We start from the raw sequence: 18,478 nt of genomic DNA, 5'->3' as shown, positions 1-18,478 counted from the left end.
TTCTACCTTGTCCCTCTCATTCATATATTCTGTATGAAGGGGGAAGGTATATGAAGAAGCTAAAAATGGCTGCAATCTTAATTTTTGCTGCATGGTTTTCTGTTAATAATCCTTTTGTAGATACATATGTTGCTTCACTTACAGGCAATGTGCTAACCGTGGGGAAGCAAGAAGATCCTCTCTATCAAAGTATCGTAAAAAATGCTTCTACATATGAAATACCGCCTTCAAATGCTAAAATTGATGAAGTGTGGAAAGCTATACCGGGCTATAATGGGTTAACGGTTGATATAGATGCTTCATATAAGAATATGAAGAAAAGTGGCATATTTGATGAAAAAAAATTAGTATTTAAACAAACCAAACCATCTGTGCATCTTAAGGATTTGTCAGCTTCTCCTATTTACCGTGGTAATCCTGATAAACCAATGGTCAGCTTCATTATTAATGTAGCCTGGGGGAATGAATATTTACCTGAAATGCTTGCAGCATTAAAAAACCATCAAGTAAAGGCAAGTTTTTTCCTTGAGGGAAGATGGGTAAAAAATAATCCTGACTTGGCAAAAATGATTGTGAGTTCAGGACATGAAGTTGGAAATCACTCTTATACACATCCTGATATGAAAAGAATTTCTGCGGCACAGACGAGAGAGCAATTGCAAAAAACAAATGAAGTCATTGAAGCGGCAACTGGTAAGAAAAGCATTTGGTTTGCCCCTCCAAGCGGCAGTTATCGGGATGAAACCGTACAAATAGCAGCTGAATTCAAGATGAAGACAGTTATGTGGACGGTCGATACAATAGATTGGCAGAAGCCATCACCTGACCAATTAATCCATCGTGTAATCTCAAAAATAGATAAAGGATACATGGTCCTCATGCATCCAACAGCGTCTACTGCAAAGTCATTAGATCGTTTGATTACACTCATTGAGGAAAAAGGATTAAAAATAGGTACGGTAAGCGATTTAATGAGCGAAGAAAGAATTATGAAATAAATTAACAAAGAATCCAGATAATAAAGAAAAGATTAGTTTTGCGCTTTTATATAGACAGGAGGATTTTGATGATAAACAGATATTCTTGCAAAAATGGAGTAAGAATTGTATTAGAAAATATTCCTACAGTAAGATCCGTGGCAATTGGAGTCTGGATTGGTACTGGTTCAAGAAATGAAAATCCCCAAACGAATGGTATTTCACACTTTTTAGAACATATGTTTTTCAAAGGAACCAAAACACGCTCTGCGAAAGAAATAGCTGAATCCTTTGATAGTATTGGCGGTCAAGTGAATGCTTTTACCTCTAAAGAATATACATGCTACTATGCTAAAGTACTTGATACGCATGCTCAATTTGCTTTAGATGTTTTAGCTGACATGTTCTTCAATTCAACCTTTGTTGAAGAAGAGTTAAATAAAGAAAGAAATGTGGTTCTAGAAGAGATTAAAATGTATGATGATACTCCAGATGATATTGTCCATGATCTGCTCAGCAGGGCCATTTATGGTGATCACCCGTTAGGATATCCGATATTAGGCACAGAAGAAACCTTGAACACTTTTACAGGATCAACACTTAAGGATTATATTCATAATCGGTATACACCAGAAAATGTTGTTATTTCAATAGCTGGGAATGTTTCAGATAAATTTATTCTTGAGGTTGAGAAGTACTTTGGCTCCTATGAGGGCGGGGATAGCTCAATCATTGAAAATATTCCAGTCTTCCAATCCAATCATTTATCACGAAAGAAAGAAACAGAACAAGCTCATCTTTGTCTTGGCTTTGAAGGATTAAAAATTGGACATGAAGATGTATACAGCTTAATCATATTAAATAATATCTTAGGCGGCAGTATGAGCAGCAGATTGTTCCAAGAAGTTCGGGAGCAGCGAGGCTTAGCCTATTCTGTCTTTTCTTATCATTCCGCTTATCAGGATAATGGAGTTGTGACCGTATACGGCGGTACAGGTGCAAAGCAGCTTGATGTTTTATATGAAACGATTCAAGAAACACTTGAAAAATTAAAGCAAGATGGCATTACGGAGAAAGAATTAAATAATAGTAAAGAACAGTTAAAAGGAAGTTTGATGTTAGGCTTGGAAAGTACGAATAGCCGGATGAGCCGAAATGGTAAAAACGAACTTCTATTAAAGCGCCACCGATCACTTGATGAAATTATTGAGCAAATTGACCAAGTTACGAAACAAAGTGTAGATGGAATGGCGACATCCGTGTTTACTGACAAATACTCTGTTTCTTTAATTAGTCCTAATGGAGAATTACCAAAAAGTTTAGTTTAGAAAACAGTTCATCTCGAACTGTTTTTTCTTTTAGTCTAAATTAGCTCTTCCATCGATAAACATATAGTAAGAGTGTTGAGAGAGGAGTTCATTAAGATGAGGCTGAGTGAATTAAGCGGAAAAGAAATAGTGGACGTGAAAAAGGCTGAGCGTTTGGGAGTTCTGGGTCAAACAGATCTAGAAATCAATGAGGGCACCGGGCAAATACAAGCCTTGCTGATCCCATCCGTAAAGTGGTTTGGATTTAGAAAACAAGGCGGGGAAATTAGAGTACCATGGCAGCATATAAAAAAGATTGGGAGTGACATGATCATTATAGATGTACATGAAGAAGAAAAAGTTGAAGAATAGTAAAAAGTCCCTAATGACCCAAGCAAATTAAAATTTGCTTGGGCTTTTTTTTTTATCTGTCAATGGAAAACTCACAGATTTATTCATTCTTACATAAGATGTTGAAGTGATAAGAAGAAAAAGATTCTGCTTGGATTTTTAAAAAAAGAAGGTGAAGGATTTCATGCTGACAGGGATGCAGATAGCCGTGATCGGTGGAGATGCAAGACAGCTGGAAATTATCCGGAAGTTAACCGAGTTGGATGCCAGATTATCTTTAATTGGCTTCGAGCAGCTTGACCATGCGTTCACAGGCGCTGTGAAGGAAAAGTTGGATGAAGTCGATTTTTCAACTATGGATGCCTTAATCTTACCGGTACCCGGGACAAATTTAGAAGGGCATGTTGAAACAATCTTTTCGAATGAAAAGGTGATTTTGACGGCCGAAATGATTATGAAAACACCTGACCATTGTACCATTTACTCCGGTATAAGTAATGCTTATCTAAACGGTATTACAAAGGAGGCAAATCGTTCCCTTATACAGCTATTTGAAAGGGACGATGTGGCCATATACAATTCTATTCCCACAGTAGAAGGAACGATCATGATGGCCATCCAGCACACTGATTTCACGATTCATGGCTCGAATATTACGATATTAGGTCTGGGAAGAGTGGGGATGAGTGTAGCAAGAACCTTCCATGCGCTTGGAGCAAAAATAAAAGTTGGTGCAAGGAAAAGTGAACATCTCGCTAGAATCACCGAAATGGGTTTAACCCCTTTTCATTTAAACGAATTAGAACAACAGGTTAAAGATACAGATATTTTAATTAATACCATTCCGTTATTAATAGTAAGTGCACGGGTTATATCAAAAATGCCTGCTCATACTCTAATCATTGATTTAGCATCAAAGCCAGGTGGGACTGATTTTAGGTATGCAGAAAAAAGAGGGATAAAAGCACTGCTAGCACCAGGATTACCTGGAATTGTCGCGCCAAAAACAGCTGGTCAAATACTAGCCAATGTTCTGGCCCAATTGCTTCAAGATGATTTAAGTAAGCGAAAGGGGATAATAAAATGAGTTTAAAAGGAAAAAAAATAGGCTTTGGTTTAACAGGTTCCCACTGTACGTATGACGCTGTATTTCCAGAAATCGAAAAGCTGGTTCAAGCGGGTGCTGAGGTTTTACCGGTTGTTTCATTTACAGTAAAGAATACTGAAACCCGTTTTGGAAAAGGGGAGGACTGGATTCAGAGGATTGAGGATTTAACAGGTAACAGAGCGATAGATTCCATCGTTAAAGCAGAGCCCTTAGGTCCAAAAATTCCTTTAGACTGCATGGTAATTGCCCCTTTAACAGGCGTATCAATGAGTAAATTTGCAAATGCAATGAATGATAGTCCAGTATTAATGGCTGCAAAGGCGACCTTAAGGAATTTAAAACCAGTTGTACTTGGAATTTCAACAAATGATGCGCTGGGTTTGAATGGAGTTAACTTAATGAGATTAATGGCAACAAAAAATATCTATTTTATTCCATACGGGCAAGACGATCCAATCAAGAAGCCAAATTCAATGGTTGCAAGAATGCCAATGTTAATGGAAACGGTTGAAGCAGCTATCGAGGGCCGCCAAATTCAACCGGTCTTGGTGGAAAGATATAAAGATGCAGAGTAATTCAAACTCCTTTCATCAAATATGGTTATTTCTTTAAAGGAATATGTTAATATATTTATAATTCAATCATCAGTGGGACAAATGATCTCACTGATGAGAATTTATATTAACTTTTTTCTGATTCTTAACCTTGAACAGAAATGACCAATAATAATAGATGAGAGATTGAAAGGGGTACTAGAAAATGAATCAAGCAAGTGGATATCATGTAGCAGTAGTAGGCGCAACAGGAGCGGTTGGTCAACAAATGATCCAAACGTTAGTAAAAGAAAAATTCCCAATTAGACAATTAACACTATTATCTTCTGCGCGTTCTGCTGGTAAAAAGGTGACAATCGATGGTGTTGAGCATACCATTCAGGAAGCTAAACCAGATAGCTTTGCAGGAGTGGATATTGCTTTATTCTCGGCAGGCGGCGATATCTCAAAAGAGCTTGCTCCAGAAGCAGTTAGACATGGAGCCATTGTAGTTGATAACACAAGTGCATTTAGAATGGGGCAGGATATTCCATTAGTTGTACCTGAGGTAAACGAGAATGATTTGTTAAATCATAATGGTATTATAGCAAACCCAAATTGTTCAACAATCCAAATGGTTGTAGCTTTAGAGCCTATTAGGAAGAAGTTTGGTCTTAAGAAAGTAATTGTTTCCACCTATCAAGCTGTTTCAGGTGCAGGTGCAGTTGCCATCGAGGAGCTGCAGAGTCAAACACAAGCACTGCTTAATGGTGAAAAAGTAGAACCAAAGATTTTACCTGTTAAAAGTGACAAGAACCATTATCAGATTGCATTTAATGCAATCCCGCAGATTGATAAATTCCAAGATAATGGCTATACATTTGAAGAAATGAAAATGATTAATGAAACAAAGAAGATTATGCATATGCCAGAGCTTCCTGTTGCAGCCACTTGTGTAAGACTGCCAGTAGCTGTTGGTCATTCTGAATCAGTTTATTTTGAAATTGATACAGATGGAGTCAGTGCGAATGAAATAAAGGAATTATTAAAATCGGCACCAGGGGTAGTTTTACAAGATGACCCAGAAAATCAAGTATATCCGATGCCTGCAAATTGCGTAGGAAGTAATGATGTGTTCGTAGGCAGAATTCGTAACGACCTTAATGAAAGTCGTGGTTTCCATATGTGGGTTGTTTCTGATAACTTGCTCAAGGGTGCTGCTTGGAATTCAGTTCAAATAGCAGAGAGCTTAATTAAGCTAGGATTAATTAAAGAAAAAAAATAATGGTTTGATAATAAAGGCAGGTTTATATGTCTATGAAAATGATTGTTCAAAAATTTGGCGGTACATCTGTAAAGGATGAAGGCAGCAGACAACACGCTAAGAAACATATTAAAAAAGCATTAGCTGATGGATATAAAGTTGTAGTAGTAGTATCTGCCATGGGGAGGAAAGGTGATCCATATGCAACAGATACACTACTTTCGTTAATTGGCGGGAATCAAAGTAAGGTAAGTAAAAGGGAACATGATTTATTGTTATCCTGCGGTGAAATTATTTCAAGTGTCGTATTTGCAAATATGCTGCAAGAGGATGGCATAAACGCTATTGCTTTGACAGGGGCTCAAGCAGGATTTCGTACAAATAACGATTATTCACAAGCAAAGATAATTGAAATGAAATGCGATCGATTGCTGCGAGAATTAGAAGACAAGGATGTAGTTGTTGTTGCAGGGTTTCAAGGTGCTGCAAAGAATGGTGACATCACGACAATTGGACGAGGTGGCAGTGATACATCAGCAGCTGCTTTAGGAGCTGCGCTTAATGCAGAATATATTGATATCTTTACAGATGTAGAAGGTATTATGACTGCAGACCCTAGAATAGCAGATAATGCTAGAAGATTATCTGTTGTGACCTATACGGAGCTATGTAACATGGCCTACCAGGGCGCAAAGGTTATTCACCCAAGAGCAGTTGAGATTGCTATGCAGTCAAAGGTTCCCATTCGTATCCGCTCTACCTATTCTGATAATTTAGGAACTCTAGTCACTTCAATATCAAAAGGGTCTCGGGGCAGTGATATTAAGGAAAGAACGGTAACTGGAATAGCACATGTTTCAAATGTAACCCAAATTAAAGTTTTTGCAAAAAAAGATCAATACAATTTACAGGCAGAAGTTTTTAAAGCAATGGCAAATGAAAAAATTAGTGTGGACTTCATTAATATTTCACCGAACGGCGTTGTTTACACGGTTACAGAAGAAATGACTGAACGAGCAATAAAGGTTCTAAATGAAATAGGCCATGAACCATTAGTGGAGCGAAATTGTGCAAAGGTATCAGTCGTTGGAGCAGGAATCGCTGGGGTTCCGGGTGTTACTTCAAAAATTGTTACAGCTCTATCTGAAAATGGAATTCGTATCCTTCAATCAGCCGATAGCCATACGACAATTTGGGTACTGGTAAAGGAAGATGACCTAGTAAAATCAGTGAATGCATTACATGACGCCTTTCAGCTTGAAGAAGAGGAATTACTTGAAACAAAGCTTACGGATATCTAATATAATAAAGGAAACGATAAATGGCAGGATGTTAGAGTAATGTCAATATCGACCGGATTTTCGTAATCGAAAGGAGCAGTAAAATGGTTCATTTTGGACGGGTATCAACGGCCATGGTTACACCCTTTGATAAAAAAGGACATATAGATTTTCCGAAGACCACTCAATTAGTAAACTATCTAATAGAAAACGGTACGGATTCCCTGGTAGTTGCAGGTACAACTGGTGAATCACCTACACTTTCAAAGGAAGAAAAATTAGCTTTATTTGATCATGTAGTAAAGGTAGTTAAAAAAAGAATCCCAGTAATTGCGGGAACAGGCAGCAATAATACCTATGCTTCAGTGGAATTGACAAGAAGAGCGGAACAGCTTGGTGTGGATGGTATTATGGTAGTGGCACCCTACTACAATAAACCAAATCAAGAAGGCTTGTTTCAACATTTTAAATCTGTTGCAGAAGCTACTTCTCTGCCGGTAATGGTTTATAATATTCCCGGGCGAGCATCAGTAAATATTCATCCCGATACCATCATAAGGCTTTCAATGGTTCCGAATATTGTGGCTGTCAAAGAAGCAAGCGGGGATTTAAACGCGATGACTCACATTATTGCCAATACTGATCGTGATTTTGATCTATATAGTGGAGATGATGGAATGGCTCTGCCAGTTCTGTCTATTGGAGGAGTAGGAGTTGTCTCTGTAGCCTCCCATGTGATTGGGAATGAGCTACAAGAGATGGTTAAGTCATTTTTAGAAGGACAAAATGAGGAAGCGTCAAAACTGCATCAGCAGCTCCTGCCGCTAATACAAGGTCTTTTTGCGGCACCAAGTCCTGCACCTGTTAAAACAGCACTCCAAGTTAAGGGGCTGGATGTTGGTTCAGTTAGATTGCCATTAGTACCCTTAACCCAACAAGAACGCTCAGAATTAAGTAAATTATTATAATTAATTTACAAAAGCCAATCGAGAAAACTCGGTTGGCTATTTTTATTATAAGAATTAAGACCTCATAATCTCTACAAATGGGCAAAACAACTAAATTTGGTTGTAAAGGTTTTCATATATCAAGTATAATAATCATAACTGATTTCGATCGGGCAATTTTGAAATGTCGAAGACTTCTAGTGAATGAGTGCTTGAGCTAGACAATCAACATAGGAGGAAACGGAAATTGATAAATAGAAAAAATAGTTCCATTAAGATTATTACACTTGGTGGTATTGGAGAAATCGGAAAAAACATGTACCTTGTAGAAGTGGACAAGGACATATTCATAATTGATGCCGGGCTAATGTTCCCCGAGGATGAAATGCTTGGCATTGATATTGTGATTCCAGACATTAGTTATTTAACAGAAAACAAGGAAAGAGTGAAAGCAGTATTTCTTACACATGGTCACGAAGATCATATTGGCGCTCTTTCCTATGTTCTCCGCCAAATGGATGTACCTGTATATGGAACAAAACTTACATTAGCACTTGCAAATGCAAAGCTAAAGGAGCAAGAGTACAATGGTAAGACTAATTTTATCGAAGTAACATCAGATACGATCGTAGAAATGGATTCTGTCTCGGTAAGTTTCTTCCGTACCAATCATAGTATTCCAGACTCAGTCGGTGTCTGTGTACATACTTCGGAAGGAAGCATCGTTTATACAGGTGATTTCAAATTTGATCAGGCAGCAACAAAGCTATATAAACCTGAAATAGGAAAAATGGCTGCAATTGGCGAAAAAGGTGTATTATGTTTGCTATCAGATAGTACGGAAGCTGAAAAACCAGGGTACACAACCTCTGAGGCAATTGTAGAGCGGGAATTATCAACAGCATTTTATAATACACGCGGCAGAATTATTGCAGCATGCTTCGCGTCAGACATAAACAGAATTCAGCATATTTTTGACGCTGCAAAAGAACATGGACGTAAAGTAGCCGTCGTAGGAAAAAGCCTTGAAAGGATTTATCATATCGCACTAGACTTAGGATACCTAGAAGTGGGTGAGGACCTTATAGTCCCGGTTAGTGAAATAAATAACTATGAGGACAATGAAGTCGTCGTATTAATGACGGGAAGTCAAGGAGAGCCTATTGAGGCTTTGCAAAAAATGGCCAAGCAGACTGCGAAATATGTAAATATTCAAAAGGGTGATACGGTATTGATTGCTGCTTCACCACTTAGGGGAAGCGAGTTATTGATATCCAGGACAGTGGATATGCTTTTTAGAGCAGGAGCCAATGTGATCTCTGGAAAAAGAACCATACATGTATCGAGTCATGGCAGCCAAGAAGAATTAAAATTTATGATTAATTTAATGAAACCAAAATTCTTTATTCCGGTGCATGGTGAATATAGGATGTTAAAGGCACATCGGAAATTAGCACTAGATTGTGGTTTGACAGATGAAAATATCATCATTCCAGATCGTGGCGATGTAGTAGAATACAAAGATGGAATGTTTAATATAAGTGGTAAAGTTCCTTCTGGGAATATTTTGATAGATGGCATTGGTGTGGGTGACGTTGGAAATATCGTTTTACGAGACCGAAGGCTTTTATCACAGGATGGTATCCTCATTGTAGTGGTTACATTAACAAGACAGGATAAGAAAATAGCAGCTGGTCCAGAAATTATTTCAAGAGGATTTGTCTATGTTCGTGAGTCTGAAAAATTACTGGATGAATCAACTAAATTAGTACGAGATGTCGTTCAAAAGAACATTTCTAAGGATTCGTTTGAATGGTCGAGTCTAAAACAAGACATAAGAGATGGGCTAAACCGATATTTATTTGAGAAAACAAAAAGAAGACCAATGATCCTTCCTATTATAATGGAAGTGTAAATGGCAGAAGAAGTATTGGGGAACCAATGCTTCTTTTTTTCGATATGTCTAAGAATGAAATTATAACATAGGTCAATACTAACGTTATCATGCGTGAAGGGAGACTTATGATGAATAAGTATATACAAAAAGGTGAATCGGGAAATCAAGAAGGACAAGAACCTCAAAAAGAGGAAAAGCCTTCTTCACTAATGGAAAAAATTCAGCAGCTGGGACAAACGAATGTACCTCAATTGTCCTCAGATTCAAAAATTCATTGTTTAACAATTATCGGCCAAATTGAGGGTCATTTAGCACTGCCTCCACAAAATAAAACTACAAAATATGAACACTTGATTCCTCAATTAGTTGCGATTGAACAAAATCCAAAAATAGAAGGAGTACTGATAATCTTAAATACAGTTGGCGGAGATGTGGAAGCAGGCCTAGCGATTTCCGAAATGTTGGCTACACTTTCAAAACCAACGGTATCAATTGTCTTAGGTGGTGGGCATTCAATTGGAGTGCCTATAGCAGTCTCCTGTGACCATTCCTTTATTGCGGAAACGGCTACGATGACAATTCATCCTATCCGCTTAACTGGTCTCGTAATTGGAGTACCGGCAACCTTTGAATATTTAGATAAGATGCAGGATCGAGTAGTCAATTTTGTAACAAAGCATTCAAAAATTTCTGAGGAAAAATTTAAGGACTTAATGTTTGCAAAAGGAAATCTTACTCGTGACATTGGGACAAATGTAGTTGGTCCAGATGCCGTGGAATATGGATTGATAGATGAGGTTGGAGGACTTGGGCCAGCAATGAAGAAACTTAATGAATTAATAGAACAATCTAAGGTTGAGAACGAGGGGCTGATTCAATGATTCTATATACGACGATGCCGCAGGAATTTATCTTTCCGACTGAATCAGAATCCTTTACGAAACAACAAACTGTAACCTACCAAGGGGTATCACTTTTAGTAGAACTATCTGATGCCCAAAATGTACAAGTAGTACGGATACTAAGCAGTGATCCTCAGCATTTTTTAGATGAGCGCATATGCCCTGGTACTAAAATTTCTTGTGCAAGCATAGAAGGATTGTCCGCAAACTTTTAGGATATTATGGTATAATTATAATACTAAAACAAAGAGCAGCCACATGAGGCTGCTTTCTTCCTTTTATAGGATTTATCCTCTTTAACCTTTGGCTGTGTTAAAGATAAATGTTTATATTTAGACGATGTTGATTTTTGCGGAAGGCGCGAGACTCCTGCAGGAGGACGGGACAGGGGAGACCCCGCAGACGCTTTAGCGTCGAGGAGGCTTCCCGAAGAACCGCCTGCGGAAAGCGAAGCGCCTCGTGACAGGCTTAAAACCGCCTGTCCCTGCGATGACTATTCCAAGAAGCATTCCTTAGTGGAGCACAAATCAACATCCCAATTACACAGCCTAACATTAAAATCATGTTTGATAATGCAAAAGGTTGATAATGATAGTACTACACTTTACATAGACAGGTGATTATATGGCTAAGAAAAAAAGAAGATCAAAAAAAAGAGATAATCATTTAAAACAAACCGTTCAATATGAACTTACTGCGCTTGCAATCTTAGCACTTGCTATCATATCAATAGCAAAACTAGGCGCTGTAGGTGAAGCTGCTGTATTATTTTTCCGTTTTTGGATGGGCGAATGGTACATGCTAAGCTTGATAGGTCTTGTGATTCTAAGTGTATTTCTTATGTGGAAACGAACCATTCCATTTGTCTTTCATATTAAACTAATTGGTACATATCTTATAGTCTCTTCTATTTTGCTATTAAGCCATGTAACACTTTTTCATTTACTTACGAATGATGGGAATTTTAAAAATCCAAGCGTCATTAGCAGCACGTGGGAAATATTTATGATGGAAGTCAGAGGGGAAACGAGCACAATTGACCTTGGAGGAGGAATGATTGGAGCCGTTCTGTTTGCTATGTTTCATTATCTTTTTGCTGAAACGGGCACAAAGATTATCGCATTTATCTTTATTCTAATCGGCTTTATATTACTCACAGGCAAATCATTCGGAGACTTTATTGCAAAAATAGGTACGGCGTTGATTGAATTTTCAAAGGGACAATGGAGTGCATTTCGATTAGATCTAGAAGAATGGAAGCAGAAAAAACAGGAACGGAGAGAAGAAAAAAGGATTCAACAACAGCGCGAGCGAGAAAACCGTGCTACTGCTGCTGTTCAGCCAGAAATCATTCCTCCTCTGGCAAATCAGCAAGATGAAATCGTAATACCTGAACCTCTCATTTCAAGCTTTGCAGACCGTGCCTATCCAGGAGATGACCCACAAAAAGCAAAGCAAAGGAAAGAGGATACGAAAAACAAAGGGAATGAACAAAAGGCAGAAGAAGAAGATTCCACTCCTCCGATTACTTTTACGGAAGTGGAGAATGTTGCATATGAATTACCACCGCTGAGACTCCTTAAGGCTCCAAAGAAAACAGATCAGAGCGGGGAATATGAATTAATTCATGCCAATGCTGCTAAACTTGAGAGGACTTTTCAAAGCTTTGGTGTGAAGGCACGTGTCACCCAAGTACATCTTGGACCAGCTGTTACCAAGTATGAGGTCCACCCTGATGTTGGGGTAAAGGTGAGTAAAATCGTAAGTTTAAGTGATGACCTTGCATTAGCACTTGCTGCTAAAGATATACGAATTGAAGCTCCTATTCCCGGAAAGTCAGCAATTGGGATTGAAGTACCTAATTCAGAGGTAGCCATGGTGTCATTAAGAGAGGTACTAGAAGCAACCCAAAATAATAAACCAGAAGCGAAATTGCTCATTGGTCTTGGAAGAGATATTACCGGGGAAGCAGTACTTGCTGAATTAAATAAGATGCCCCATCTGCTTGTAGCAGGTTCAACTGGAAGCGGGAAGAGTGTTTGTATTAATGGTATTATTACGAGCATATTAATGAGAGCTAAGCCTCATGAAGTTAAATTAATGATGATTGACCCTAAGATGGTAGAGTTAAATGTGTATAATGGGGTTCCGCACTTACTAGCACCTGTAGTAACGGATGCTAAAAAAGCCTCGCAGGCTTTGAAAAAAGTCGTTAGTGAAATGGAAAGACGTTATGAACTGTTCTCTCATACTGGAACACGTAACATTGAAGGGTATAATGACCACGTTAAAAGGCATAACATCGAGGAAAATGAGAAACAGCCGCTATTGCCATACATTGTTGTCATTGTAGATGAGTTAGCAGATTTAATGATGGTTGCCTCTTCTGATGTAGAAGATTCTATTACTAGACTTGCACAAATGGCTCGTGCTGCTGGAATACACTTAATAATAGCAACCCAGCGTCCTTCAGTTGATGTCATCACGGGTGTTATAAAAGCTAATATTCCGTCAAGAATTGCCTTTGCCGTATCAAGTGCTACTGATTCTAGGACAATCCTTGATATGGGCGGTGCCGAAAAACTACTGGGCAGAGGGGATATGTTATTCCTGCCTGTTGGAGCTTCAAAACCTGTACGTGTGCAAGGTGCTTTTCTATCAGACAATGAAGTTGAGGAAACGGTTAATTTCGTTATAGGCCAGCAAAAGGCACAATATCAGGAAGAAATGATACCTGATGATACACCTGAAGCAGTCGGTGAGGTTGACGATGACTTATATGCAGAAGCAGTGGATTTAGTTGTAGAAATGCAAACCGCTTCCGTCTCGATGTTACAACGCCGTTTTCGAATAGGCTATACAAGAGCTGCAAGATTAATTGATGAAATGGAAGCACGAGGTATTGTAGGAGCCTACGAAGGCAGTAAACCAAGAACAGTTTTACAAGCTAAGCAAAATGAAGAGATAAATTAAAAAAGCCGAAGACGGCTTTTTTTTATGCTAAAATTATGCCATATTAGGAGACGACTATAAATTATAGCAGATTTCAGAGTAAAAAGTCCTATGAATTTTGACAACTTTCGACATTTTCGCTTTTTTCGACAAAAATTACAAATTCTATTTCCATAAGCTTAAAAAAATGGTATATTATTTTCGATTAGTAGGAATGATTATACATCAGATGTCTGATGTCTTAGGAAGAGTTGGAGGTACCGGCATGTCTATTAAGCTAGATAACCGACATTTATATCTACAAGTAATTGATCGGATAAAACAAGATATCGAACTGGGAGTCTACAAAGAAAAGGAAAAATTACCTTCTGAATTCGATCTTGCCAAACAACTGGGCGTAAGTAGAGCCACACTGCGAGAAGCACTACGAATACTTGAAGAGGAAAATGTTATCATTCGCCGTCATGGTGTTGGTACGTTTGTTAACTCAAAACCTCTGTTTACCTCAGGGATTGAACAACTTAATAGTGTTACGAACATGATCTTACAGGCCGGGATGAAACCAGGTACCATTTTCTTAAGTTCATCGACAGTTGGAGCCACGGAAGAGGATATTCGTCGTTTCTCATGTTCTACAAATGAGGAAATTGTGGTCAGAGAGCGGGTTAGAACCGCAAATGGGGAACCTGTCGTTTACTGTATCGACAAGGTACCTGAAAAAATCCTGCCAGAGACATTTTCTCATGGAGAGGAGTCGATTTTTTCCATTTTGGAAGAAGAGGCAAATCGGAAGATCACCTATGCGGTTGCTCAAATTGAACCAATAGGTTATCATGAGAAAATTTCACCCATTCTAGAATGTGAACCAGAAACGGCACTGCTTGTATTAAAGCAAATGCACTTTGATGAAATGGATGAACCAGTCCTTTTCTCGGTAAACTACTTTAAAGCAGATAAATTTAGTTTTCAAGTTTTACGAAAAAGAATTTAATTTTTTGTTGATAATGAAAACGTAATCAACCTGCTTTCTGAAATTTCCTACTAAATCAAACAAAAAATAGGGGGTCAATTGCTTTGAAAAAACGTAAATTTGGCTTAGCTATGTCATTGATTTTAGCTTCAGGCACATTGTTAGCAGCATGTGGCGGCGGAGATGACAAGGATACTGGCAGTGATAATGGTAAAAAAGCTGAAAAAATTGGTATGGTTACTGATGCTGGTACAATTGATGACAAATCATTTAACCAAGGTACTTGGGAAGGTATTAAAAAAGCTGAAGAAGAACTTGGAATTCAGTCAAAATATCTTAAACCAGCTGGTACAACCGAGGCAGAATACTTAAAAGAAATGGGTAATCTGTATGATGCGGGTTATAAATTTATTGTAACACCTGGTTTCAAATTTGAAACTGCTGTATTCAAAGCTCAAGATAAATATAAAGATGCAAAATTCGTCATTCTTGATGGTAATCCACATTCTGGTGACAATAAACCAGTTGTTAAAGAGAACACTGTTGCCGTTTTCTTTGCTGAGCATGAGTCAGGTTTCCTAGCTGGTGTTGCTGCTGCACTTGAATTAAAAGAAGGTGAAGCAGGTTTCATCGGAGGTATGGAAATTCCTGCTGTACAAAAGTTTAACTGGGGATTCCAGCAAGGTGTTAAATATGCAAATGATAACTTAGGCACAAATCTAACGTTAAAAGCTGAAAACGTACTATATCAAGGTTCATTTGATAACGTAGCTGCAGGTGGACAAATTGCTGCACAAATGTATGACCGTGGCGTAGATGTAATCTTTACTGCTGCTGGCGGTGTTGGTGTTGGTGCAATCAACGAAGCTAAAACACGTGGTAAAGCAGGCGAAAAAGTTTGGATCGTTGGTGTTGACTCTGACCAATACGAAGATGGTAAGTATGAAGGAGATAAATCAATTATCTTGACTTCAGCTATGAAGAAATTAGACAATGTTACATTCGATCTCATTAAGCGCGAGCTAGATGGTGACTTCCCTGGCGGCGAAACATTAGTATTCGATGCTAAGAACGACGGTGTTGGCTTACCAGCTGAAAATCCAAACTTAAGCGACGATACAGTAACTAAAGCCCAGGAAGTATTTGAAAAAATTAAGTCTGGTGAAATTAAAGTTGCTTCTGAACAAGGAAGTTTATTTAAGTAAAAAGATCATAAAGAGACGGTTTTTTTCCGTCTCTTTTATGTCCTTTATGTATGATTGATCTGTTAAGTATGCATATTACTAGAGAAATCATATATAACTGTTTCAATATCCTTCTGTTTTTGATGTTGTAATAGGGGACTCCCTATTTTCAAAGAATTAGAGTCTAAATAAAAAGGTGAGTGCTACTATGAGTTATGTGGTTGAAATGCTGAATATTAGGAAAGAGTTCCCTGGTATTGTAGCAAATGATAATATTACCCTCACATTAAAAAAAGGGGAAATACATGCCTTATTAGGGGAAAACGGTGCAGGTAAGTCAACACTAATGGGTGTATTATTTGGTATGTATCAACCTGAAAAAGGGACTATTAGAATTCGAGAAAAAGAAGTAAAAATTTCAAATCCTAATGTAGCCAATCAGCTTGGTATTGGAATGGTGCATCAGCATTTTAAATTAGTAGAAAATTTTACAGTAACTGAAAATATTATTTTAGGCAGTGAACCATTAAAAGGTATGGTTTTAGATATTGATAAGGCTGCTAAAAGAATAGCGGATTTATCAAAACACTACGGCTTAAACGTTGATCCACATTCAAAAATTGAAGATATCTCAGTAGGAATGCAACAAAGAGTAGAAATTATGAAAATGCTTTACCGTGAAGCCGAAGTTCTAATCTTTGATGAACCAACAGCTGTATTAACACCGCATGAAATTGACGAATTAATGAAAATAATGCGTAACCTAATTAATGAAGGTAAATCAATTATCATTATTACACATAAGTTAAAAGAAATTAAAGCGGTTGCAGACCGTTGTACGGTTATTCGACGTGGAAAAGGAATTGGAACAGTTAACGTAAAAGAAACAAGCACGGCACAGATGGCAGAAATGATGGTTGGCCGCGAAGTTAACTTCAAAGTGGATAAGAAAGCTAGTACACCTGGAGAGGTCGTACTTCAAATAGATTCTCTTTCTGTAAAAAATAATAGAAAAGTTTTGGGACTGAAAAATTTCTCTGTTGAAGTGAAACGAGGAGAAATAGTCGGTATCGCTGGAGTCGAAGGAAATGGACAATCAGAAATCGTTGAAGCGATTACCGGACTTAGAAAAGTTGAATCAGGGAAAATATTATTAAAAGGCAAAGATATTACAAATATTCCAATCCGTCAAAGAATTGAAAGCGGAATTGGCCATATCCCTGAAGATAGACATAGAAGAGGACTCGTTCTTGATTATACATTAGAAAACAACATGGTTTTAGAGGTTTATAATAAACCGCCGTTTGCAAAGGCTGGATTATTAAATGGCGCAGCAATTAAGAAATATGCTAAAAGTATTTTAGAAAACTTTGACGTTCGTTCAGGTGAAGGTGGAGCTTCTATTGCAAGGACTCTGTCTGGAGGTAATCAGCAAAAAGCAATCATTGGCCGTGAAATAGAATTAGATCCTGATTTACTCATTGCAGTCCAACCTACACGTGGTTTGGATGTAGGGTCGATTGAATATATTCACAAAAGATTAATCGAGCATCGTGATAAAGGCAAGGCTGTTCTTCTGGTTTCATTAGAGCTTGATGAGGTACTGCAGCTTTCAGACCGTATTGCCATCGTTAATAATGGAGAATTGATTGGAACTGTTAAGGCTTCTGAAACGAATGAAAATGAGGTAGGACTCATGATGGCTGGAGTGAGTAAGGAGGGAAGCGTGTGAGAAACACCATTGTATCATTAATTTCAATTATTTTAGGACTTATTGCGGGCGGCCTACTAATGCTATTTATAGGGGCAAGCCCAATTGAAGGTTACACGTATTTATTCCAAGGTGCATTAAAAAATATTTCCCGTATTGGTGATACGCTTGCAACGGCAACACCACTCATTTTTACTGGACTTGCTGTCGCTTTCGCCTTCCGTACAGGTTTATTTAATATCGGTGCCGCTGGTCAGATGTTAATTGGCGGTCTTTGTGCTACTGCTGTGGGATTAACATTCGATCTATCAAGACCAATCTTACTACTAGCAATGATAGCAGCCGGAATTTTAGGCGGAGGATTATGGGCATTTATTCCAGGCTATTTTAAAGCAAGATTCAACGTACATGAGGTTGTATCAACAATCATGATGAACTGGATTGCTTATTGGACAGTTTATTATACTGTTCCTGCCTATTTTAAAGGTGGAACCGAAACAGAATCCCAACTAATCTCAGAAACTGCTTCATTAAAAACGCCTGTGTTATCTGAAATGTTTCAAGGATCGTATATTAATTTGGGAATTTTCCTTGCGATAATCGCTGTGATTATTATTGCATTTATTATTAATAAAACAACCTTAGGATTCGAATTAAAAGCTGTAGGTTTCAATAGACATGCTGCAGAATATGCAGGTATGAAAGTTAATCGCAATATTATCTTATCCATGATAATTTCAGGTGCTCTTGCAGGTCTGGGCGGGGTAGCATTATATACTGGTAATGCATCCAGCATTCAAATTGGTATTTTACCGTCACAGGGTTATGATGGGATTGCCGTAGCATTACTTGGGGCAAACTCTCCAGTTGGTGTATTCTTTGCTGCACTCCTTTTTGGTATTCTTTATTCTGGGACAGGTTTTATGAACGCGATGATCGAAATTCCGCCAGAACTTGCAAATACAATCATTGCCATTATTATTTACTTTGCTGCTACTAGCGTTCTGATTCACCGTGTGTTAAATAAATTCCGTAAGACTCGTTCAAATGCTAATGATGTAAATGGACCTGTTGGCAAGAAGGGAGAAGCATAAT

The 18,478-nt window shown here is 38.1% G+C and carries 16 protein-coding genes; all 16 read left to right on the top strand.

Going from position 1 to position 18,478, the window contains the following annotated elements; all coding sequences use genetic code 11:
• Positions 1-50 precede the first annotated feature (50 nt).
• The gene (locus H0184_RS01265; protein WP_221819980.1) at positions 51-998 is read left to right on the top strand and encodes a polysaccharide deacetylase family protein; all 948 of its coding nucleotides are present in this window, start codon (positions 51-53) and stop codon (positions 996-998) included.
• 68 nt (positions 999-1,066) lie between these two features.
• Positions 1,067-2,305, top strand: a complete 1,239-nt coding sequence (locus H0184_RS01260) for a M16 family metallopeptidase (protein ID WP_221819979.1) — start codon at positions 1,067-1,069, stop codon at positions 2,303-2,305.
• A 96-nt stretch (positions 2,306-2,401) separates the two neighbouring features.
• Complete coding sequence (locus tag H0184_RS01255; RefSeq protein ID WP_221819978.1) at positions 2,402-2,656, top strand: YlmC/YmxH family sporulation protein; 255 nt, start codon at positions 2,402-2,404, stop codon at positions 2,654-2,656.
• A gap of 163 nt (positions 2,657-2,819) precedes the next feature.
• Complete coding sequence (dpaA, locus tag H0184_RS01250) at positions 2,820-3,722, top strand: dipicolinic acid synthetase subunit A (protein ID WP_221819977.1); 903 nt, start codon at positions 2,820-2,822, stop codon at positions 3,720-3,722.
• Complete coding sequence (gene dpaB / locus H0184_RS01245; protein WP_221819976.1) at positions 3,719-4,318, top strand: dipicolinate synthase subunit B; 600 nt, start codon at positions 3,719-3,721, stop codon at positions 4,316-4,318. Before dpaA ends, dpaB begins: the two co-directional genes overlap by 4 nt.
• 184 nt (positions 4,319-4,502) lie before the next feature.
• Positions 4,503-5,561 (top strand): aspartate-semialdehyde dehydrogenase, encoded by a 1,059-nt coding sequence (gene asd / locus H0184_RS01240; RefSeq protein WP_221819975.1) that lies wholly within the window; start codon positions 4,503-4,505, stop codon positions 5,559-5,561.
• 32 nt (positions 5,562-5,593) lie between these two features.
• A complete protein-coding gene (dapG, locus tag H0184_RS01235) occupies positions 5,594-6,841 on the top strand; it encodes an aspartate kinase (RefSeq protein ID WP_221821241.1) in 1,248 nt (415 codons plus the stop codon).
• A gap of 83 nt (positions 6,842-6,924) precedes the next feature.
• Entirely contained in the window at positions 6,925-7,788 is an 864-nt protein-coding gene (gene dapA, locus H0184_RS01230) for a 4-hydroxy-tetrahydrodipicolinate synthase (protein WP_221819974.1), read from the top strand.
• Positions 7,789-8,014: 226 nt separating this feature from the next.
• The gene (locus H0184_RS01225; RefSeq protein WP_260631374.1) at positions 8,015-9,682 is read left to right on the top strand and encodes a ribonuclease J; all 1,668 of its coding nucleotides are present in this window, start codon (positions 8,015-8,017) and stop codon (positions 9,680-9,682) included.
• Positions 9,683-9,789: 107 nt separating this feature from the next.
• The gene (locus H0184_RS01220; RefSeq protein ID WP_221819969.1) at positions 9,790-10,545 is read left to right on the top strand and encodes a ClpP family protease; all 756 of its coding nucleotides are present in this window, start codon (positions 9,790-9,792) and stop codon (positions 10,543-10,545) included.
• Entirely contained in the window at positions 10,542-10,781 is a 240-nt protein-coding gene (locus tag H0184_RS01215) for a YlzJ-like family protein (RefSeq protein ID WP_221819967.1), read from the top strand. The genes H0184_RS01220 and H0184_RS01215 overlap by 4 nt, the downstream gene beginning before the upstream one ends.
• 409 nt (positions 10,782-11,190) lie before the next feature.
• Positions 11,191-13,539: an FtsK/SpoIIIE family DNA translocase gene (locus H0184_RS01210; RefSeq protein WP_221819965.1), complete on the top strand. Its 2,349-nt coding sequence runs from the start codon at positions 11,191-11,193 to the stop codon at positions 13,537-13,539.
• Positions 13,540-13,783: 244 nt separating this feature from the next.
• The gene (locus tag H0184_RS01205; RefSeq protein WP_221819959.1) at positions 13,784-14,509 is read left to right on the top strand and encodes a GntR family transcriptional regulator; all 726 of its coding nucleotides are present in this window, start codon (positions 13,784-13,786) and stop codon (positions 14,507-14,509) included.
• A gap of 110 nt (positions 14,510-14,619) precedes the next feature.
• Positions 14,620-15,693 (top strand): BMP family lipoprotein, encoded by a 1,074-nt coding sequence (locus H0184_RS01200; protein ID WP_221821237.1) that lies wholly within the window; start codon positions 14,620-14,622, stop codon positions 15,691-15,693.
• A 187-nt stretch (positions 15,694-15,880) separates the two neighbouring features.
• Positions 15,881-17,404, top strand: a complete 1,524-nt coding sequence (locus H0184_RS01195; protein WP_221819958.1) for an ABC transporter ATP-binding protein — start codon at positions 15,881-15,883, stop codon at positions 17,402-17,404.
• Entirely contained in the window at positions 17,401-18,477 is a 1,077-nt protein-coding gene (locus H0184_RS01190) for an ABC transporter permease (RefSeq protein WP_221819957.1), read from the top strand. The genes H0184_RS01195 and H0184_RS01190 overlap by 4 nt, the downstream gene beginning before the upstream one ends.
• The last annotated feature ends 1 nt before the right edge of the window (position 18,478 follow it).

The sequence above is a fragment of the Neobacillus niacini genome, assembly GCF_019749295.1.
GTDB classification, from domain to species: Bacteria; Bacillota; Bacilli; order Bacillales; family Cytobacillaceae; genus Neobacillus; species Neobacillus niacini_D.
This window is presented reverse-complemented; position numbering and strand designations above follow the sequence as displayed.